The 18,385-nt window shown below is 73.1% G+C and carries 20 protein-coding genes and 4 tRNA genes; 10 read left to right on the top strand and 14 right to left on the bottom strand.

The window, feature by feature from the left end; translation table 11 throughout:
* Window positions 1-49 precede the first annotated feature (49 nt).
* From nusG to GD748_RS08050, 3 genes are all read right to left on the bottom strand, one after another.
* Window positions 50-892, bottom strand: a complete 843-nt coding sequence (gene nusG, locus GD748_RS08060) for a transcription termination/antitermination protein NusG (protein ID WP_152194668.1) — start codon at window positions 890-892, stop codon at window positions 50-52.
* A gap of 77 nt (window positions 893-969) precedes the next feature.
* Window positions 970-1,239, bottom strand: a complete 270-nt coding sequence (secE, locus tag GD748_RS08055) for a preprotein translocase subunit SecE (protein ID WP_152194667.1) — start codon at window positions 1,237-1,239, stop codon at window positions 970-972.
* 117 nt (window positions 1,240-1,356) lie between these two features.
* A tRNA-Trp gene (locus tag GD748_RS08050) sits at window positions 1,357-1,432 on the bottom strand.
* 389 nt (window positions 1,433-1,821) lie between these two features.
* On the opposite strand from GD748_RS08050, the gene GD748_RS08045 reads away from it, so the two are divergent.
* The 3 genes from GD748_RS08045 (at window position 1,822) to GD748_RS08035 (ending at window position 5,045) form a co-directional block, all read left to right on the top strand.
* The gene (locus GD748_RS08045) at window positions 1,822-3,048 is read left to right on the top strand and encodes a pyridoxal phosphate-dependent aminotransferase (protein ID WP_152194666.1); all 1,227 of its coding nucleotides are present in this window, start codon (window positions 1,822-1,824) and stop codon (window positions 3,046-3,048) included.
* 100 nt (window positions 3,049-3,148) lie between these two features.
* Window positions 3,149-3,484, top strand: a complete 336-nt coding sequence (locus tag GD748_RS08040) for a hypothetical protein (protein WP_152194665.1) — start codon at window positions 3,149-3,151, stop codon at window positions 3,482-3,484.
* Window positions 3,474-5,045: a sensor histidine kinase gene (locus tag GD748_RS08035; RefSeq protein WP_226920983.1), complete on the top strand. Its 1,572-nt coding sequence runs from the start codon at window positions 3,474-3,476 to the stop codon at window positions 5,043-5,045. The genes GD748_RS08040 and GD748_RS08035 overlap by 11 nt, the downstream gene beginning before the upstream one ends.
* Window positions 5,046-5,067: 22 nt before the next feature.
* Here the strand turns inward: GD748_RS08035 and GD748_RS08030 are convergent, their stop codons facing one another.
* On the bottom strand, window positions 5,068-6,489 hold the full coding sequence (locus tag GD748_RS08030) for an alanine/glycine:cation symporter family protein (RefSeq protein ID WP_152194664.1): 1,422 nt from the start codon (window positions 6,487-6,489) through the stop codon (window positions 5,068-5,070).
* Window positions 6,490-6,665: 176 nt separating this feature from the next.
* On the opposite strand from GD748_RS08030, the gene GD748_RS08025 reads away from it, so the two are divergent.
* A complete protein-coding gene (locus GD748_RS08025) occupies window positions 6,666-7,337 on the top strand; it encodes a response regulator transcription factor (protein WP_152194663.1) in 672 nt (223 codons plus the stop codon).
* On the opposite strand, the gene GD748_RS08020 is transcribed toward GD748_RS08025, so the two are convergent.
* The 3 genes from GD748_RS08020 to GD748_RS08010 form a co-directional block, all read right to left on the bottom strand.
* Window positions 7,327-8,184 carry a ketopantoate reductase family protein gene (locus GD748_RS08020; RefSeq protein ID WP_152194662.1) on the bottom strand — a complete coding sequence of 286 codons (858 nt, stop codon included), beginning with the start codon at window positions 8,182-8,184 and terminating at the stop codon, window positions 7,327-7,329. The two genes, GD748_RS08025 and GD748_RS08020, sit on opposite strands and share 11 nt — an antisense overlap.
* Before the next feature lie 184 nt (window positions 8,185-8,368).
* Window positions 8,369-8,893 carry a hypothetical protein gene (locus GD748_RS08015; RefSeq protein ID WP_152194661.1) on the bottom strand — a complete coding sequence of 175 codons (525 nt, stop codon included), beginning with the start codon at window positions 8,891-8,893 and terminating at the stop codon, window positions 8,369-8,371.
* Window positions 8,894-9,136: 243 nt separating this feature from the next.
* Window positions 9,137-10,417, bottom strand: a complete 1,281-nt coding sequence (locus GD748_RS08010; RefSeq protein WP_152194660.1) for a phosphotransferase — start codon at window positions 10,415-10,417, stop codon at window positions 9,137-9,139.
* Window positions 10,418-10,499: 82 nt separating this feature from the next.
* Here GD748_RS08010 and GD748_RS08005 point away from each other — a divergent pair, with 82 nt between their 5' ends.
* From GD748_RS08005 to GD748_RS07985, 5 genes are all read left to right on the top strand, one after another.
* On the top strand, window positions 10,500-11,531 hold the full coding sequence (locus tag GD748_RS08005) for an adenosine deaminase (RefSeq protein WP_152194659.1): 1,032 nt from the start codon (window positions 10,500-10,502) through the stop codon (window positions 11,529-11,531).
* Window positions 11,528-12,370 carry an alpha/beta fold hydrolase gene (locus tag GD748_RS08000; protein WP_193312882.1) on the top strand — a complete coding sequence of 281 codons (843 nt, stop codon included), beginning with the start codon at window positions 11,528-11,530 and terminating at the stop codon, window positions 12,368-12,370. The genes GD748_RS08005 and GD748_RS08000 overlap by 4 nt, the downstream gene beginning before the upstream one ends.
* Complete coding sequence (locus GD748_RS07995) at window positions 12,367-13,122, top strand: alpha/beta hydrolase (RefSeq protein ID WP_226920981.1); 756 nt, start codon at window positions 12,367-12,369, stop codon at window positions 13,120-13,122. Before GD748_RS08000 ends, GD748_RS07995 begins: the two co-directional genes overlap by 4 nt.
* A gap of 188 nt (window positions 13,123-13,310) precedes the next feature.
* The gene (locus GD748_RS07990; protein WP_152194657.1) at window positions 13,311-14,195 is read left to right on the top strand and encodes a hypothetical protein; all 885 of its coding nucleotides are present in this window, start codon (window positions 13,311-13,313) and stop codon (window positions 14,193-14,195) included.
* Complete coding sequence (locus tag GD748_RS07985) at window positions 14,192-14,635, top strand: GntR family transcriptional regulator (RefSeq protein WP_152194656.1); 444 nt, start codon at window positions 14,192-14,194, stop codon at window positions 14,633-14,635. Before GD748_RS07990 ends, GD748_RS07985 begins: the two co-directional genes overlap by 4 nt.
* Here GD748_RS07985 and GD748_RS07980 read toward each other — a convergent pair.
* The 7 genes from GD748_RS07980 to GD748_RS07950 form a co-directional block, all read right to left on the bottom strand.
* Window positions 14,625-15,803, bottom strand: coding sequence for a UDP-N-acetylmuramate dehydrogenase (locus GD748_RS07980; RefSeq protein ID WP_152194655.1), 1,179 nt, complete (start codon window positions 15,801-15,803; stop codon window positions 14,625-14,627). The two genes, GD748_RS07985 and GD748_RS07980, sit on opposite strands and share 11 nt — an antisense overlap.
* Window positions 15,804-15,874: 71 nt before the next feature.
* Window positions 15,875-16,312, bottom strand: coding sequence for a MaoC family dehydratase (locus GD748_RS07975; protein ID WP_226920980.1), 438 nt, complete (start codon window positions 16,310-16,312; stop codon window positions 15,875-15,877).
* On the bottom strand, window positions 16,309-16,782 hold the full coding sequence (locus GD748_RS07970) for an FAS1-like dehydratase domain-containing protein (RefSeq protein ID WP_152194654.1): 474 nt from the start codon (window positions 16,780-16,782) through the stop codon (window positions 16,309-16,311). The genes GD748_RS07975 and GD748_RS07970 overlap by 4 nt, the downstream gene beginning before the upstream one ends.
* A gap of 52 nt (window positions 16,783-16,834) precedes the next feature.
* The gene (rpmG, locus tag GD748_RS07965; protein WP_152194653.1) at window positions 16,835-17,005 is read right to left on the bottom strand and encodes a 50S ribosomal protein L33; all 171 of its coding nucleotides are present in this window, start codon (window positions 17,003-17,005) and stop codon (window positions 16,835-16,837) included.
* Between the two features lie 57 nt (window positions 17,006-17,062).
* Window positions 17,063-17,139, bottom strand: a tRNA-Met gene (locus GD748_RS07960).
* Window positions 17,140-17,188: 49 nt separating this feature from the next.
* Window positions 17,189-17,261 (bottom strand) — tRNA-Thr (locus GD748_RS07955).
* 372 nt (window positions 17,262-17,633) lie between these two features.
* Window positions 17,634-17,715: transfer RNA gene (locus tag GD748_RS07950), tRNA-Tyr, on the bottom strand.
* A gap of 112 nt (window positions 17,716-17,827) precedes the next feature.
* Between GD748_RS07950 and GD748_RS07945 the strand changes: the two genes are divergently transcribed.
* Entirely contained in the window at window positions 17,828-18,325 is a 498-nt protein-coding gene (locus tag GD748_RS07945; RefSeq protein WP_193312881.1) for a YajQ family cyclic di-GMP-binding protein, read from the top strand.
* Window positions 18,326-18,385 lie beyond the last annotated feature (60 nt).

Below are 18,385 nucleotides of genomic sequence, written 5' to 3'. Positions count from 1 at the left end.
GTTCTTCCTGGGTTCCCGCCGGGAGACCGGCGGAGCGGGGTGCGTCCCCTCAGATCTTGGCGACCTGGGAGAACGACAGCTCGACCGGGGTCTCCCGGCCGAAGATCGTGACGAGCACCTTGAGCTTCTGGCTCTCTGGGGTGATCTCGGAGATGGTGGCGGGCAGCGTCTCGAACGGGCCGTCGGTGACGGTGACCGACTCGCCGACCTCGAAGTCCACCTGGATCGGCGCGGCGGCCGTGGCGCCGCCACCGCCGGCCTTCGCCTGCGCACCGGCCGGCGCGGCGGCCGCGATCGTCGGGGCCAGCATCGAGAAGACCTCGTCCTCGGTGAGCGGGACGGGCTGGTGGGTGTTGCCCACGAAGCCGGTCACGCCGGGCGTGTGGCGCACGGCGCCCCACGACTCGTCGGTGAGGTCCATCCGCACGAGCGTGTAGCCGGGCACCCGGACCCGGTTGACCACCTTGCGCTGGGCGTTCTTGATCTCCACGACCTCCTCCATGGGGACTTCCACCTGGTAGATGTAGTCCTCCATGTTGAGGCTCTGGATGCGGTTCTCGAGGTTGGTCTTGACCCGCTTCTCGTAGCCCGCGTACGTGTGCACCACGTACCAGTCGCCAGGCAGCAGGCGCAGCTCCTTGCGGAAGGTCTCGACGGGGTCCTCGTCCTCGGCCACCTCGTCCTCGGCCACCTCGTCGGCGGCCGCACCGGTCTCCTCGGCGGCGGTACCGCTCTCCCCGGCCTCGGCGGCAGGGGCCTCCTCTGCGGCGGTCTCGGGCTCGACGGCGGCGTCGACGACGTCTGCGTCCTCGGCGGCGGCCGGGGACTCCGGCTGCGCGGGCTCGAGCGGCGTCTCGTCGACGTCGGTGGGCTCGAGATTCTCCTCAGGCACAGGGGACCTGCTTTCTGGTCAGTGGGTGGCTACCGGGTGGTCGGCCAGCGTGGGGCGGGCGGACGGCGTCATGTCGCTCAGCCGAAGATCCACAGCACGAGCTGGCCGAAGGTCAGGTCGAGCAGGCCGACGAACGCCATGATCGCCAGCACGAAGACCAGCACGACCGAGAAGTAGGTCACCAGCTCGTTGCGCGTGGGGCGCACGACCTTCTTGAGCTCGGCGATGACCTGCCGGACGAACAGGACGATGCGCCCGAAGAAGCCGCGCTCCTTCTTGCCGCTCGGGCCGTTCGCGCTCGCGGCGCGCTCGGGCCGTCCCGAGGTCGCGCTCGCAGACTCGCTCACAGGTCCATCCTTCGGTCTTCAGCCAGGTCCGACACCGCCCTGGTCGGGGCGGGTCCGGCTCGCCGTTCGGCAGAGCCATCAGGACGACCGCCCCCTCCCGGGAGGAGGTGCGGGTCCTGGCAGGGCAGGAGGGACTCGAACCCACAACCGCCGGTTTTGGAGACCGGTGCGCTACCAATTGCGCCACTGCCCTATCAGCGGTAGCCGTCCTCCGGGCGCCTCGGCCGCCCTCTGCGGGCAGGCTCCAGCGTGGCGGACGTCAACCACCGGCGTCGAGTGTACGTGGTCACGGCCCCGTTGGTCGAACTCACCGCCCCGGGAGCCTCGTCACACCGTCGATGGTGCGCGGCAGTCGCCGTCGAGGGTGCGGCCGTCGGCGTCGAGGGTACGGCCGTCGAGGTCGAGGGTGCCGCCGTCGAGGTCGCGGACGCGGTCGAGCTCGAGGGGCGATCGGCCCGATGGGCGAACACCCCAGGACCGGCCCGATGGGCGAACTCCCTAGGACCGGCCCGATGGGCGAACACCCTAGGACCGGCCCGATGGGCGATCACCCCAGGACCGCGGCCGCACGGCCGTGCCACGATGGGGGACGTGAGCGTACCTACCCCTTCCGCACCCAGGTCCCGCGTCTCCGCCCGACTCGCCGCCATCGGCGAGTCGGCAACCCTGGCGGTGGACGCCAAGGCCAAGGCCCTCAAGGCGGCCGGCCGCCCCGTGATCGGCTTCGGGGCCGGCGAGCCGGACTTCCCGACGCCCGACTACGTGGTCGAGGCCGCCGTCGCCGCGGCGAAGGACCCTGTGAACCACCGGTACACGCCCGCCAAGGGGCTCCCGGCGCTGCGCGAGGCCATCGCCGCCAAGACCCTGCGTGACTCCGGCTACGAGGTCTCCCCCGACGCCGTGCTCGTCACCAACGGTGGCAAGCAGGCCGTCTACCAGGCGTTCGCCGCGATCATCGACCCGGGCGACGAGGTGCTGCTGCCCGCGCCGTACTGGACCACCTACCCCGAGGCGATCGCCCTGGCCGGCGGGACCGCCGTCGAGGTCTTCGCCGGCGCCGACCAGGAGTACCTGGTCACCGTGGAGCAGCTCGAGGCCGCCCGCACCGAGCGGACCAAGGCGCTGCTGTTCTGCTCGCCGTCCAACCCGACCGGCGCCGTCTACTCACCCGAGCAGACCGCCGCGATCGGACGCTGGGCGCACGAGCACGGCGTCTGGGTGATCACCGACGAGATCTACGAGCACCTCGTCTACGAGGACGCGGCCTTCACCCCGATCGTCAAGGCGGTGCCCGAGCTCGCCGACTCCACGATCGTGCTCAACGGCGTCGCGAAGACCTACGCGATGACCGGTTGGCGGGTGGGCTGGATGATCGGCCCGAACGACGTCATCAAGGCCGCCACGAACCTGCAGTCCCACCTCACCTCCAACGTCGCGAACGTCTCCCAGCGTGCGGCGATCGCCGCCGTGAGCGGTGACCTCAGCGCGGTGGCGGCCATGCGGACCGCCTTCGACCGTCGTCGCCGGACCATGGTGGACATGCTCCGGGCCATCGACGGCGTGACGCTCCCGACGCCGCTCGGGGCGTTCTACGCCTACCCCTCCGTGGAGGGGGTGCTCGGCCGGACCATCCGCGGTCGCACGCCCACCACGTCTGCCGAGCTCGCCGCGCTGATCCTCGAGGAGGTCGAGGTGGCGGTCGTGCCGGGCGAGGCGTTCGGCCCCAGCGGCTTCCTGCGGCTGAGCTACGCCCTCGGCGACGACGACCTCGCCGAGGGCGTCGGGCGGATCCAGGAGCTGCTCGGCTGACGCCGCCCGCCCGACAGGGAGCCTGAGGACCGCACCCGCGCGGTGTGGTCCTCAGGCTCTTCTCATCCCGGTCTCATCCTCGTGCGCCACGATGGGGGGCATGAAGAGGTGGCAGGTGGTGCTCGGCGGCACGCTCGCGACGGCCGTCACAGGTCTCGCGGCGGTCAGCGCCGTCGACGCCGTCACCGCGCCCCGCCAGGACGTCGCGCTGAAGGTCGAGGTCGTGCAGGACGCGGCTCCGGCAGGGCCGGACGCCCCCACGCCGACGCCCACGGAACCCGCGCCCGCGCCGGCCGACGACGGTCCCGACCCGACCGAGGTGCGCCCCGCCCCGCCGGTGGACGTGGACGAGGACGACATCGATGCTCTCGAGGACGAGTTCGACGACTACATCGACCAGCTCGAGGACGACCTCGACGACGACGATGACGACTGATCCGGCCGCGCCCGAGGCGACCGGGCCGGAGCACGCGAGCGCCGCGACCGGCCAGGGGCACGGCATGACCGTGCGCGCCCGGATCCTCGTGCTCGTCCTCGTGCTGACCGGCCTCACGCTCGCCGTCGCCGGCGGGACGGCCTACGCCCTGCAGCGGGCCCGGGTGGACGACGCGATCGACGCGAGCCTGCAGCGCACGGCGCAGGAGTTCAGCACCTACGCCGCCGACTCGGTCGACCCCACCACCGGGGAGCCGTACACCGACCCGCGCTCGCTCATCTATGCCGGGATGCTCCGCGAGGTGCCTGCGGCCAACGAGGGGATGATCGGCTTCGTCGACGGCGCCCTGGAGTTCACGATGCCCTCCGGGCTGCCGCTGGGCGACGACGCCGAGCTCGTCGCCCACCTCACGTCCAGCCTGGCGGCGACGGCGGAGCAGGGTGACGGCACCGGTGTCATCAGCTCGTTCGAGACCTCCACGACCGAGTACCGCTACGCCCTGATACCGGTCTCGGTCGACGACGTCGGCGTGGGGGCGCTCGTGGTCGGCTTCGACCGGGCCGCGGAGCAGGCGTCGGTGAACGACACGTTCCGCACGTACGCGCTGGTGAGCCTCGTGGCCTTCGCCGCGCTCGCCGTCGTCGGCTGGGTGCTGTCCGGGCGCCTCCTGAGCCCGGTGCGCAAGCTGCGTGAGGCCACCGAGCAGATCTCGGACACGGACCTCTCGCGCCGGATCAAGGTGCGCGGCAACGACGACCTGTCGGACCTGACCCGGACCGTGAACGCCATGCTGGCGCGGCTGGAGGACGCCTTCACCTCGCAGCGCCGGCTGCTCGACGACGCCGGTCACGAGCTGCGCACCCCGATCACGATCGTGCGCGGCCATCTCGAGCTGATGGACCCTCAGGACCCCGAGGACGCGGCCGCCACCAAGGAGCTCGCGCTGAGCGAGCTCGACCGGATGCACCGGCTGGCCGACGACCTCGTCATGCTCGCCAAGACCGAGCAGCCCGACTTCGTCCAGCCCTCCCCCGTGTCGGTCGGCGAGCTGACGGACAACGTGCTCGACCAGGCCCGGCTGCTCGGCGAGCGCCGCTGGCTCGTCGACGAGCGGCTCGAGGCGACGGCGGAGGTGGATGCCCAGCGGCTCACCCAGGCGATGCTGCAGCTGGTGGCGAACGCGGTGAAGTTCTCCGAGGAGGGATCGACCGTGGCCGTCGGCTCCGCGCTGCGCGGCGACCGGCTGCAGCTCTGGGTGCGCGACGAGGGGGTCGGTATCGCTCCCGAGGAGCGTGAGCGGATCTTCGAGCGCTTCGGCCGGGCGCAGGGCGAGGGCTCGCCGCGGCGCGAGGGTGCCGGCCTCGGCCTGGCGATCGTCGCGGCGATCGCCCAGGCGCACGGCGGCCGGGTGTCGGTCGACTCGCACCTGGGCATCGGCTCGATCTTCGTCCTCGACCTGCCGGCGCGCGGGCTGGTCGTCGACCTGCACGACGACGAGGACGGGCCCGGCAGCCTGCCGTCGGTGCCCGACCCGGTGCAGCGTCCGCGCCTGACGCCGTAGCCCCGGCGGGCCGAGGGATCGGCTACCGCAGGCGGGCCAGGGCGTGCGTCCCCTCGAGGGTGGAGACGTCCGGCTCGTGCATCAGGTCCGGGTCCGCCGCGAGGTAGGCCTTCGTCTCCCGGGCGATGAGGCCGGAGCAGATGAGGAGGCCGAGCAGGTTCGGCAGGGCCATCAGCCCGTTCATGACGTCGGAGAAGTTCCAGACCACCGTCAGCTCCGTCGTCGAGCCCACGAACACGACGAGGGTGAACACGAGCCGGTAGGGCACCACGCCCCTGATCCCGACCAGCCGCTCCATGCAGCGCTCGCCGTAGTACGCCCAGCCGAGCACCGTGGAGAAGGCGAAGAAGATCACCGAGACGGTCACGACGTAGTGGCCCCAGTCGCCGGGCAGCCCCGAGGTGAAGCCCTCCGCGGTCATGCCGGCCCCCTCGATGCCGCTGTCCCACGCACCGGTGGTGATGATGACCAGGCCGGTCATGGAGACGACGATGAGGGTGTCGATGAAGGTCTGGGTCATCGAGACCAGGCCCTGGCGCACCGGGTGGCGCGTCTGCGCGGCGGCGGCCGCGATGGCCGCCGAGCCCATGCCGGACTCGTTGGAGAAGATGCCTCGGGCGACGCCGAACTGCAGGGCCAGGATCATCGTCGAGCCGAGGAAGCCGCCGGCGGCTGCGGTGCCGGTGAAGGCGTCCGTGAAGATCAGCGCGAGCGCCTGCGGGATGTCCCCGAGGTTGAGCAGGAGCACGACGACCGCGGCGACGACGTAGAGCACGATCATCATCGGCACGAAGCCCGCGGTGACCTTGCCGATGGACTTGATGCCGCCGAGGAGCACGGCACCGGTGCCGACCGTGAGCGCGAGGCCGACGATCCAGACGGGGATGCCGAAGGAGCCCTCCACGGACGTGGCCACGGTGTTGGACTGGGTCATGTTGCCGATGCCGAAGCTGGCCAGTACCGCGAAGACGGCGAACACGATGCTCAGCGTCAGGCCGAACTTGTTCGGGATGGCCCGGGCGAGGTAGTACTGCGGGCCGCCGGAGATCTCCCCCTTGGCGTCCTTGGTGCGGAACCGCACGCCCAGGAAGGCCTCGGAGTACTTCGACGCCATGCCGAGCAAGCCGGTGACCCACATCCAGAACAGGGCACCCGGGCCGCCGATGTGGATGGCCGTGGCGACGCCGGCGATGTTGCCGACGCCGACGGTGGCCGCCAGCGCGGTGGTCAGAGCCTGGTAGTGGGAGATGTCCCCGGCGGCGCCCTCGTCCTTGCGCTTGATGATCGCCAGGCGCAGCGCCGCGCCGAGCTTGCGGAACTGCAGCCCGCCGAGCCGGATCGTCAGGTACAGCCCGGTGCCCAGCAGCAGCGGGATCAGGACCCAGGGCCCCCACACCACGCTGCCGATGTCCCCGAAGATCGTTGCCAACCGTTCCGCATCCATCAGTTCCCCCTGCGTCGCTGCCGAGTGCCGCGGCCGCTCCCGCGCGAGCCGCAGGCTAGAACCTAGCGCCACGCCCGGTCCCGGCGAGCGGCGACTCACCGTCTCGGACAGCACCCACGCCCGGAACCGCACCTCTGCCAGACTGGCCGGCAGGAGCAGACCACAGCGGAGGTGCCATGGCGCAGATCCTGATCGTCGAGGACGAGGCCGGCATCTCCTCGTTCATCACCAAGGGCCTCAAGGCGGCCGGCCACCAGCCGACCGCCGTCGCCACCGGTCGTGAGGCTCTCGCGCACGCCCACACCGACGGCTACGACCTGATGATCCTCGACATCGGCCTGCCGGACATCGACGGTTTCGAGGTGCTGCGCCGGGTGCGGGGACAGGGCTCGGCGATGCCGGTCATCATCCTCACCGCGCGCTCCTCCGTGGACGACACGGTGGCCGGGCTCGAGGGCGGCGCGGACGACTACATGCCCAAGCCGTTCCGGTTCGAGGAGCTCCTCGCCCGGGTCCGGCTGCGGCTGCGGACCGAGAACGCCGCCGCCGAGACGACGGTGCTGACCTACGGCGACCTGTCGCTGGACCTGCGCAGCCGGCGGGCGACCGTCGCGGGCCGGGAGGTCGAGCTCTCGGCCCGGGAGTTCGCCCTGCTCGAGACCTTCATGACCCACCCCGGCCAGGTGCTCTCCCGGGAGCAGCTGCTCTCGCGCGTCTGGGGCTACGACTTCGACCCCGGCTCGAACGTCGTCGACGTCTACGTGCGCTACCTGCGCAAGAAGATCGGCGCCGAGCACGTGGTCACGGTGCGGGGCATGGGCTACCGCCTGACCGACGTCACCCGCTGAGGCGGGCGCGCAGGTCCGAGACCACCCGGGCGAGCACGGGGGTGCCGACGCCGAGCCGCTCCCCCAGCGCCAGCAGCTCTCCGCCGATCGCCTCGAGCTCGGTCGGCCCGCCTGCGGCGACGTCGTGCTGCAGCGAGGAGCGCATCGTCTCGGGCAGCCGGTGGAGCAGGGACGCGAGCCGCGCAGGGTCGGTGGCTCGTCCGTCCGCGGTGGCGACGGCGGCGACCTCGGCGACCAGTGCCTCGGTGGTCGCCGGGTCGTGGCGCAGCGCGGCCCCCAGCGGCCGGTCGGCCCACGCGGTCAGCAGCGCCGTCGGGGCGAGGAACGCGAGCTTGTGCCACAGCACCTCCTGCTCGCTGCCGCGCGTGCGGACGTCCACCCCCGCGGCGCGCAGCGCGACGGCGAGCCGGCTCTTCCCGGCGGCGTCGGGCACGCTGACCGTGAGGGCTGCACCGCGTTGCACGATCACCCCGTCCTCACGGGCGGACTCCACCTGCACGGAGCCGGCGATCACGTGCCCTGGCACGGCTCGGAGAGCCCGGACGTGGCCCAGGCCGTTCAGCAGGGAAAGGAGCTCGGCGGGGCGGGCACGCACGAGGTCCGGCAGGACGTCCGCGAGGCCGAAGGCCTTGACGGCGAGCACGACGGCGGAGCCTGCCGGCACGGCGGGGGCGACGGCCACTCGCGTGGTCAGCTCGCCGAACATCTCCGAGCGGACGACGAGCCCCTCCACGGCGATGCGTGCCGCGGAGGCCGGCCGGGCGACCACCACCACGTCCTCGCCGGCACGGTGCAGCAGCGTGGCGAGCAGCCCACCCACGGCGCCCGGCCCCACGACGGCGATCATCCTGTCTCCCTCCGCCCGGCCGATATCGGGCATCAGGTTCCCACGGCGGCGGCATCGGGTTCCCACGGCGGCCCGGCTGGGTACGCCACCGCCCCGCGACGTGTCGGTCGCGGGGCGGGAGCTCGAACGGCGGCGTCGGCGGGCCGAGGAGCCCGAGTCTCGGTCGCCCGGGTCGAGCCGAACGTCAGTCGCCCGAGGCGGCGGACGGGGCGGAGACCGCCGAGGCGGCGCTCGCCGGCGAGACGGGCGACGGGGCGGACTGGGCGGAGACCGGGCTCGGCGCGGACACGGGGCTGGGTGCGGAGACGGGGCTGGGTGCCGACTGCGGCGTCATGGGGCTCGGCGCGGAGACGGGGCTGGGTGCCGACTGCGGCGTCATCGGGCTGGGTGCGGAGACCGGGGTGGGGGCCGACTGCGGAGTCATCGGGCTCTGGGCCGAGACCGCGCTGACGGCGGTCTGGGCGCTGACGGCCGAGACGGCGGTCGTCGCCGAGCCCGCGGTGGTGGCTGCCGGGTCGGTGGCGCGCTCGTCCATGGTGGCGTCGGTCAGGAGCGCGTCGCCGGGCAGGTTGAGCTCGGCCTTGGGGGACTCGGTGGTCTCGTCGACCGGTGCGGGGTTGTTGGTGTCGGCCACGGCCGCGCCCACGCCGCCGACGATGGCGACGGCGCTGAGGGTTCCGGTGGCGATCCAGAACTTGCGAGACTTCATGGTTCCTCCTGTCGTGGTCGGACCGGGTGTGGTCCGTCGAGTTCCTGATGACCACAACTCTGCCCACCGATGGTGAGACGACGAGGAGGAGCAGATGACAGACCTCTCATCTCCGCTCCGCCCGGGCAGACCCGGTCGCGCGGCGCGCCGGAGCACCCGGTCGCGCGGCGCGCTGGGGCACCGATCGCGCGGCGCGCTGGAGCACCGATCGCGCGGCGGGGCCCCGCCCGCGGCCGGTACGCCTCAGCGAGGGCCGCGCTGCGCGAGCAGCTCGCGTCCGCGGGCCAGCCAGGCCTCGGCGCGGGCGAGGCGGCCCTCCGCGTCGGAACGCCACTGCGCGCCGTCCGTGCGCCTGGCACCTGCCACCAGCGAGAGCACCACCCCGGCGCACCGGGCGTTCAGAGCCACCGGGTCCACGAGCTCCTCGCAGGTGCGCGTCCACGCATCGAGCGTCTCCGGGACGTGCGGGTAGGTGGCGGGTGCGAGATGGGGCAGGACGCTCACGTGCCCGAGCAGGCAGGCGAGGTCGTCGACCCGGTGACCTGGCCCGACGGCGTCGACGTCCAGGAGCGCGCTGACCGCGACGACGTCCGGTCGCGGATCCATCAGCACGTTCGCCTCGTAGAAGTCGCCGTGCGTCGGGACGACCGGGCCGGGGTCGGAGGCGGCCATCAGCGACGCGATCCCGTCGGCGAGGACCTGGGTGCGCGTGGTGTGCTCGGGCAGCACTGTCGCTGCCGCGTGGGCGTAGTGCTGCGCCCGGTCGGACCAGGCCGGTCGGCGGGGCATCTCCAGGGTTGCCCGCGGCAGAGCGTCGAGCGTGCTCAGGAGCGCGCCGAGGACCTCCGGGGTGCGCCCGCCCAGGCCACGGGCGAGCTGGTTCGCCAGCGGCATCCCGTGGCCCTCGCCGAGGAGCACGAGACCGTCCTCGTCGGCCCGCAGCACCGGCGGCGCGGGCACGCCGGCCGTGGTGAGCATGCGGTGCCGGTCGACGAAGACGCCGGCGGCGGAGGGCCGCACGACCTTGAGGTAGGCGGTGCCCGCCCCCTCGTCGCCGGTGCGGCGCACGCGCAGCACGGCACGCCGCGTGGGCCGGTACGCGAGCAGCTCGACGCTCACCGGGGTGCCGAGGCGCCTGCCGAGCAGTCCCGCGTCGCAGGCGACCGCGAGCGCGGGCAGCTCCGGGTCGGCCGGGTGGCGCCACAGGTGCACGACGGTGCCGCCGTCGCCCTGGTCGAGACGCACCAGACCGGGGCCGGCGGGCCGCGTCAGCCGCGCCGTCGTCGCGCACAGGTACTCCTCGGTGCGGGCGGGCACGCCGGAGCCGGCGACGTCGCGCTCGACGGTGGCCGTGTAGCCCACCGTCACCCCGGCGCCGGGCCGGTGATGGACCGTGTGGACCTGCCAGCTCAGCAGCCGGCTGCCCTCGGCGGCGAGGGCGTCCGCGAGCATCGGACCGGCCTCTGCCCCGGTCAGCAGGGCGACGTCAGCCGGCTCGTGCTGCGCGGCGGCAGGGACGCTCATGGCCACAGTGGATCACGTACTGGCCCCGGGCGCGGGCTGACACGACGATCTCCCACCGCCACCGGGTGGCAGACTCGGCCGGGTGCGCGACCTGACGACCCTGCCCAAGGCTCACCTGCACCTGCACTTCACCGGGTCGATGCGGGTCTCCACCCTTGCCGAGATGGCGGCCGAGGCGGGGATCCGGCTGCCCGCAGCGCTCACGGACGCCGACCCGCTGCGCGTGCCCGCCTCCGAGCGCGGGTGGTTCCGGTTCCAGCGCTCGTACGACGCGGCCAGGGCCGTGGTCCGGTCCGAGTCGGCGATGCGCCGGATCGTGCGCGAGGCCGCGGAGGACGACGCCGCCGAGGGCTCGCGCCGCCTGGAGATCCAGGTCGACCCGACCTCCTACGCGCCGTTCGTCGGCGGGATCACCCCCGCCCTGGAGATCGTCCTCGACGAGGCTCGCGCGGCGAGCGCCGCCACGGGGGTCGAGGTCGCCGTCGTGGTCGCCGCCTCGCGCACCCGGCACCCGCTGGACGCACGCACGCTGGCACGGCTGGCGGCCAGGCACGCCGGCGACGGCCCGGGCGAGGTCGTCGGCTTCGGGCTGAGCAACGACGAACGGCGCGGCGAGACGTCCGACTGGGCGTCCGCCTTCCGGATCGCCCGACGGGCAGGTCTTGCGGGAGTGCCGCACGGCGGTGAGCTGCTGGGTCCGGACCACGTGCGCGACGTCGTCGCCCACCTCAAGCCCGCGCGGCTGGGCCACGGGGTGCGCTCGGCCGAGGACCCCGACCTGCTCGCGCGGATCGTCGACGCCGGCATCGCCCTGGAGGTGTGCCCGGCGTCGAACGTCTCCCTCGGCGTCTACCACGACACCTCCGAGGTCCCCCTCCCCCAGCTCCTGGACGCGGGAGCGCAGGTGGCCCTGGGGGCCGACGACCCGTTGCTCTTCCTCTCCCGGCTGGTCGACCAGTACCGCACCGCCCGGGAGGTGCACGGGCTCGACGACGCGGCGCTCGCGGGGCTGGCGCGCAGCTCCGTCCGCGCCTCGCTGGCGTCGGAGCGCACCAAGGCGGCCATGCTCGCCGATGTCGACGCCTGGCTGGCTGCGCCCGACGGACCGGCGTGACGCCACGCCTGGCCGCCGTGCCGCTGCGTCCGCGCCGCACGGCCCGCGCGCTGCCCCTGGACCACGTGCCGACGTCGCTGGTACGGGTCGGCGACACGTGGCTGCGGACCCACCGGCTCCCCGACGGCGGTTCCAGGCCCGATGGGGCGGCCTTCGTCCTGCTGCACGGGGTCGGGATCTCGGCCCGCTACCTCGTGCCCCTCGCCCAGGAGCTGGCCGGGCACGGGACCGTGTACCTGCTCGACCTGCCCGGGCACGCGAGGCTCCCGCGCCCCGCCCGCGCGCTCACCATCGCCGACTTCGCGGACGCCGTGGCCGCGGTCCTGGACCGCGCCGGCGTGTCGGACGCCGTGCTGGTCGGGCACTCGATGGGCAGCCAGGTAGCCACGGAGCTGCTCGCGACCCGCCGGGACCTGGCCGCCGCAGCCGTGCTCGTCGGACCCATCGTCGACGCCGAGGCGCGGAGCGTGCCCCGTCAGCTGGTGCGCTTCGCCCGCTCGACGTGGCACGAGCCGTGGCGCGTCCGCGGCATCGCCGTGCGCGCCTACCTCGCGTGCGGCCTGCGCTGGTTCCTCGAGGTCCTTCCGGCGATGATCCGGTACCCGCTCGAGGAGCGGCTCGCCGGCGTGACCGCCCCGGTGATCCTGGTGCGGGGCGAGCACGACGCCGTGTCGCCGTCGTCCTGGGTCGAGGCCTTGGCCTCCCGGCTGTCCGGTCCCGTGCGGCGCAATCACCGCACCGTCCCCGGGGCGGCGCACTCCGTCGTCCTCGACCACGCCGACGACGTGGCCCGGGCAGCCCTGGACGCCCTCGCCGAGTCACGACGGTCCGCGCCGTGACCTGGCGCCCGCGGCCGTGGCCGGACCTGCGCCTGCGCGTCCGGGCGGCAGACTACGGCTACGCGGTCCGGCACGAGGCGCGCGCGCTTCTCGGACGTCGCACCGACCCGGGCCGGTACCTGGGTTCGTCCGCCGGTACTCCGGTCCTCCTCCTGCCGGGCATCTTCGAGACCTGGCGGTTCCTCGAGCCCCTCGCCGCCCATCTCGCCGCGGCCGGTCACCCGGTCCACGTGCTGAGCTCGCTGGGCATCAACCGCCGTCCGGTCCTCGACGGCGCCGAGCGCGCCCAGACGTATCTCGAGGAGAACGACCTCACCGGGGTCGTGCTCGTCGCACACTCCAAGGGTGGCCTCATCGGCAAGACCCTGATGCTCGCCGACGCTGGTGCCGGTGCCGGTGCCGGTGCCGGTGCCAGGGTCGCCGGGATGGTCGCCGTCGCGACCCCGTGGGAGGGGTCGGTCTACGCACGGCTCTTCCCACCGGGCTCGGCGGTGCGTCACTTCTCCCCCCGCAACGCGCAGATCCTCACGCTCGCTCGCGAGCGTGCGATCAACGCGCGCATCGTCGCGGTGGCGCCGGCCTGGGACCCGCACATCCCCGGAACCGGGGCTCTCCCGGGAGCCCGTCGCACGGTACGGCTGGCCGGGTCGGGGCACTTCCGGGTGCTCGACGACGCCGACCTCGTGGAGGCTGTCGTGACCGCGGTGGCGGAGCTGGGCGCCGACGGTCCGGTCGAGCCCGTCGGCCCTTGACCCGAGCGGTCGAACGCGACCTATCGGTTCTGCGGAGTCCGCCACGTCCACGGTCGCACCGGGTGGGCCGGCCGAAGGTCGCTCCGGGTGGCCCCGTCAAGCCGTCTGCGCGCCCGTCTCTTGACGCGGATCGCCGTTCCCGTCATGCTCTCTGTATCAATTAGTTGACTCAATGAGATGAGGCTGCGATGTCGCTGCTGTTACTGCTCGCGCTGATCGGGCTGGCGGCCATCTTCGTCGTCGCCGCGTCCCGGCGGACCGCCCCGGAGAACACCGAGGCGGCGACCCTTGTCGCGGCCCGCCGGCACGAGGACGTCACGACCGCGGTCGCGCTGACCGCCGGCATCCTCGTCGCGGGCGCGGTCGTCATCTCCGCCGCCGCCTCCCCGGGAGCCGGTCCGGGCGCCCCGGGCGTGCTCGCCGCGCTCGGCCCCGCTGCCGGAGGCCTCGTCCACCTCGGCATCCATGCCGTGGGCGAGCGGACCTGGCCCCGCCCGGTGGGTGCGGTCCGCACGGCCGTGCTGCGCCGCCGCACGGTCCGGGAGCTCGCCGGGCGGCGTGCCTGGCTCCTCGCCGCCACGTCGACAGTCCTCGCCGTCGTCCTCGTGCTGACCGGGGCGACCGCCACCGAGACCGGGAGGGCCGTGCCCCGCCTCATCACGGCGGAGGACGTCGCCGCGGGGATGGGTGGCGGGGCGGCCGGCCCCTATCCGGGCTGGCCGTACGGCCTGCCGCTGCTCGGTGGAACCGCCCTCGTGCTGGTCGGTGCTGCCGTGGCCGTGCGCATGGTGGCTCGACGGCCGGCGGTCGCGGGAACAGCACCTGAGGACGATGCGGGCCTACGGCTGACGAGCGCGGGCCGGATCCTCGCCGGCACCCAGCTGTTCGTCGGCGGCACGCTCACGGCCGTGCTGACGGTTTCCGCGGTGCCGCTCGGCAACGCCGGCTGGGGCCTGGCCGCCGGGGCGGCGGCGGGGCTCGCCGTCGTCGCCGCCGTCGCCTCGTTCGCGACCCTCGGGCGCGCGCTTGCGCCTGCACGGCCCGCCCGCCCGGCTGTGACGGCGGTCCGGTGAGGGTCGCCGTCGACCTCGCCTCCGGGGTCCCGCCGTACGAGCAGATCCGCAGCCAGGTCACGGCACTCGTAGCCGCCGCGCACCTGGTGCCGGGCGACCGCCTCCCGACTGTCCGCGACCTCGCGGCGGACCTCGGCGTCGCCGTCGGGACCGTCCAACGGGCCTACCGCGAGCTCGAGGCCGCCGGGACCGTGCACTCCCGTCGCCGGGTCGGGACCGTCGTCGCGGAGACCGTGGCGACGGCAGCGACGGCACACCCGGTGCGCCGGGCCGCGGCCTTGTTCGTCCAGGAGGCCAGGGCGGCCGGCGTCGGCGACGCGGAGATCCTGGACCTCGTACGCGGAGCGCTCATGTCCGACCTCGTGACGGACGAGGCGCCGGTGGCCACACCGGGCACCGGCGGCGCGACGACGGCCGACCGGGGCTCGGTCAGAGGCTGAGGCCGACGAGCACCGGCTCGGGCACGAGCGTGACCCCGAAGGTCTCCCGCACGCCGTCACGCACGGTCCGGGCGAGGGCGAGCAGGTCCGCCGCCGTCGCCGAGCCGCGGTTGGTCAGGGCCAGCGAGTGCTTGGTCGACAGCGTGGCCGGCCCGGGTGCGCCGAACCCCTTGTCGAAGCCGGCGCGGGAGATGAGCCAGGCTGCCGACGTCTTCACGAGCCCGTCGACGACCGGGGCGGCGGCGCCGATCTGAGCGACGCGGGTGTGGTCGGCAACCGGGTACCGCGGTGCGTCCTCGGGCAGCGACCGGTCCGCCTCCGCCGTGGTGAGAACCGGGTTGGTGAAGAAGGACCCGGCGGACCACGTGTCGTGGTCGGCGCGGTCCAGGACCATGCCCTTGCCGCGGCGCAGCGCGAGGACCGCCTCCCGCACCTCGGTGACGGGCACGCGGGCACCGATCTCTACGTCGAGGCGCCGCGCCAGCTCGGCGTATCGCACCGGCGCGGACAGGTTCGCCAGGCGCATCTGGAAGTTGACCTCGAGGATGACATGGCGCCCGGTCGGTCCCCAGGTCCGGCCCCCTCCGGCGGTGGCGTCGGACACCGACCGCTTGAGCACGCTGGTGCGGTACCCCAGACCCAGCTCTCCGACCGCGAACATCCGGATACGGCGCTCGAGCCGGTCGTACACGCGCACGGAGGACAGCGTCTCCGCCACCTCCTGGCCGTAGGCGCCGACGTTCTGGACCGGGGTTGCGCCGGTGGACCCCGGGATGCCGGACAGCGCCTCGATCCCCATCCAGCCCTCGGCGACGGCGGTGGCGACCACCTCGTCCCACGGCTGGCCGGCGGGCACGGTCAGGCTCGCGCCGGCGCACGAGGAGTCCGCCACACCGTCGATACCGCGGCGGACGTCACGGACCACGACGCCGTCGAAGCCGTCGTCGGCGACGAGCAGGTTCGAACCTCCGCCGAGGACGAGGAGCGGGGTGCCCGACGCGTCGGCGGCGCTGACCGCCTCGACGAGCTCGTCCTCTGTCGCCGCCTCCCTGTAGGCGTTCGCCGGACCGCCGACCCGCAGCGTGGTCAGCTCGGCGAGGGTCGGGCTGCCGGTGAGGCCGGCGGGTGCGGCGGTGGACGGCACCGGGGTGCCGGAGGTCTGGGTCACGCCCCCAGGCTACGTCCGCGCGTCGGGGACGGCAGCGGCGCGGCGACCAGCACCAGCGCGCCCGGGGCCGGTCAGGCGAGCCGAACGGTCGCCTGAGCCTTGGCCAGGACTGTCACGCCGCCGCTCGTGACGGTCAGGTCCACCCGGACCGAGCCGGCGGCGAGGTCGACCTCGCCGACCTTGCCGACCACCGCGACCTCGGCGTGCCCTGGATCGGGCACCTCGACCGGCCGGGTGAACCGCACGCCGTACTCGGTCACCACGCCCGGGTCACCCGCCCAGTCGACTACCGCGGAGCCGGCCAGGCCCATGGTGGCCATGCCGTGGGCGATGACGCCGGGCAGGCCGACCTCCTTGGCGAAGCGGTCGTTGTAGTGGATCGGGTTGAAGTCACCGCTCGCGCCGGCGTAGCGCACGAGCCGGCCGCGGTCGACGGCGTAGGTGCGCTCGAAGAGGACGGCGCCGACCTCGAGGTCGGTCAGGACGGGGCGGCCGGGCTGCTCGCTCACTTGTCGGCCCCCCGCACCGCGAGGACGGAGGTGACCGTCGAGACCGGGGTGTCGGCGTCGTCGGCGATCTCGGCGCGGGTGGTCACCAGGGTGATGCCACCGCGCTCGACGATCTTGTCCACGTGCACGGTCGTCCGCAGCCGGTCCCCCGCCACGATGGGTCGGTGGTGCACGAAACGCTCCTCGGCGTGCACGACGCGGGAGAAGTCGATGCCCGACTCGGGGCTTGCCACGTATGCCTGCTCGGCACGCTGCGCCAGCACGACGGCGAACGTGGGCGGGGCGACCACGTCGGCGTGGCCCAGTGCCCAGGCCGCGTCGGGGTCGGTGTGGGCGGGGTGTGTGGCCCCGGTGGCCTCGGCCATCTCGGCGATCTTCACGCGCGAGACCTCGTAGATCTCCCTCGGGGCATAGCTACGCCCCACGAGCGTCGTGTCGACGCCGGCGGGGCGGGTGCTGGACTCGGTCATCTGCCCAGACTAGGGGCCGGTGACCGGATCGGTCAGCGGGTCTCGCGGTGAGTCAGCGGGTCTCGCGGTGCACGGTCATGCGGTTGTCGCGCGGGCAGAACTTCTTCAGCTCGAGACGGTCGGGGTTGTTCCGACGGTTCTTCTTGGTGATGTAGTTGCGCTCCTTGCACTCCTCGCAGGCGAGGGTGATCTTGGGGCGGACATCGCTGGACTTGCTGGCCACGGCAGTTCCTCACGTTCGGCTTCGTGCGAGCGGCCAATCGGCTGCTTCGTCATTTCTTGGTAGCGGGGGCGGGGCTCGAACCCGCGACCTCACGATTATGAGTCGTGCGCTCTCACCAACTGAGCTACCCCGCCGCGTCCTTCGGACCGCCGTCGTCGATCATACGACGGCTGTCCAGAACAGAGCCCCGAAAGGGAATCGAACCCTTGACCTTCTCCTTACCATGGAGACGCTCTGCCGACTGAGCTATCGGGGCAGCGCGGACGAGCCTACCTGCCCGAGCCGCCAGTGCGAAATCCGGAACGGGGACGGAGCGCGTGACTCCTCTCACAGCCGCCGGCCGGCCCGCTCACGGCCACCGGCCGCGCCACTCACCAGCCGCCGGCCATGCCTCTCACAGCCGCCGGCCGCGCCTCTCACAGCCGCCGACCGCGCCTCTCACAGCCGCCGGCCGCTGCTGTCACCAGCCAGTGGCCGCGTCTCTCCCACTGTCCGGCACGGTCGCTCCGGGCCACCGTCGTCCAGTGATTCACCCCTGAGATTGATAGATTCCTCCTCAGAGATGGAGTGATTCACCCCTGAGATGACGGCAGCCCATCAGCGAGACGATCACTGATGGGCCGGTCCGTGGCGAGTGCAGGATTCGAACCTGCGAAGCATTCCGCGGCTGATTTACAGTCAGCTCCCTTTGGCCGCTCGGGCAACTCGCCGTGCACCTCGGGAAGGTGCGCAGGCAACGATAGCAACATCCGAGGGGTGCTCGTGCACACGGTGTGCGCGATGATGGTCACAGCCCCAAGCACCCCGACCCGAGGAGAACCAGTGGCCGACTCGTCGTTCGACATCGTCAGCAAGGTGGACCGCCAGGAGGTCGACAACGCCGTCAACCAGGCGGCGAAGGAGATCTCGCAGCGGTACGACTTCAAGAACGTCGGGGCCTCGGTGAGCCTGTCCGGGGACGTCGTCACCATGGCCGCGAACTCCGAGGAGCGGGTGAAGGCGGTGCTGGACGTCCTGCAGACGAAGCTCATCCGCCGCGGCGTGTCGCTGAAGGCGCTCGACCTCGGCGACGGCGAGCCGAAGCCCTCCGGCAAGGAGTACCGACTGGCTGGTTCGCTGAAGGAGGGCCTCAGCCAGGAGAGCGCCAAGAAGATCACCAAGCTCATCCGCGACGAGGGTCCCAAGGGCGTCAAGTCCCAGATCACCGGGGACGAGGTGCGCGTCAGCTCCAAGAGCCGCGACGACCTCCAGGCCGTCATCGCGCTCCTCAAGGGCGCCGACGACATCGACGCGGCCCTGCAGTTCATCAACTACCGCTGACCGAGTTCATCGGCTCACCGCCGCGGCCAAGCCGTTCAACAGTTGGTGGGGTCCGTGCCA

The organism is Georgenia subflava (genome assembly GCF_009193155.1).
GTDB classification, from domain to species: domain Bacteria; phylum Actinomycetota; class Actinomycetes; order Actinomycetales; family Actinomycetaceae; genus Georgenia; species Georgenia subflava.
The sequence above is the reverse complement of the archived record's forward strand: the minus strand, read 5'-3'. Positions and strand labels throughout refer to the sequence as shown.

Excerpts from the sequence above, each read along its gene's own strand:
- GD748_RS08045 (WP_152194666.1), top strand. The coding sequence starts at position 1,822 with ATGGGGGACGTGAGCGTACCTACCCCTTCCGCACCCAGGTCCCGCGTC.
- GD748_RS08040 (WP_152194665.1), top strand. The coding sequence starts at position 3,149 with ATGAAGAGGTGGCAGGTGGTGCTCGGCGGCACGCTCGCGACGGCCGTC.
- GD748_RS08035 (WP_226920983.1), top strand. The coding sequence starts at position 3,474 with ATGACGACTGATCCGGCCGCGCCCGAGGCGACCGGGCCGGAGCACGCG.
- GD748_RS08030 (WP_152194664.1), bottom strand. The coding sequence starts at position 6,489 with ATGGATGCGGAACGGTTGGCAACGATCTTCGGGGACATCGGCAGCGTG.
- GD748_RS08025 (WP_152194663.1), top strand. The coding sequence starts at position 6,666 with ATGGCGCAGATCCTGATCGTCGAGGACGAGGCCGGCATCTCCTCGTTC.
- GD748_RS08020 (WP_152194662.1), bottom strand. The coding sequence starts at position 8,184 with ATGATCGCCGTCGTGGGGCCGGGCGCCGTGGGTGGGCTGCTCGCCACG.
- GD748_RS08015 (WP_152194661.1), bottom strand. The coding sequence starts at position 8,893 with ATGAAGTCTCGCAAGTTCTGGATCGCCACCGGAACCCTCAGCGCCGTC.
- GD748_RS08010 (WP_152194660.1), bottom strand. The coding sequence starts at position 10,417 with ATGAGCGTCCCTGCCGCCGCGCAGCACGAGCCGGCTGACGTCGCCCTG.
- GD748_RS07990 (WP_152194657.1), top strand. The coding sequence starts at position 13,311 with ATGTCGCTGCTGTTACTGCTCGCGCTGATCGGGCTGGCGGCCATCTTC.
- GD748_RS07970 (WP_152194654.1), bottom strand. The coding sequence starts at position 16,782 with ATGACCGAGTCCAGCACCCGCCCCGCCGGCGTCGACACGACGCTCGTG.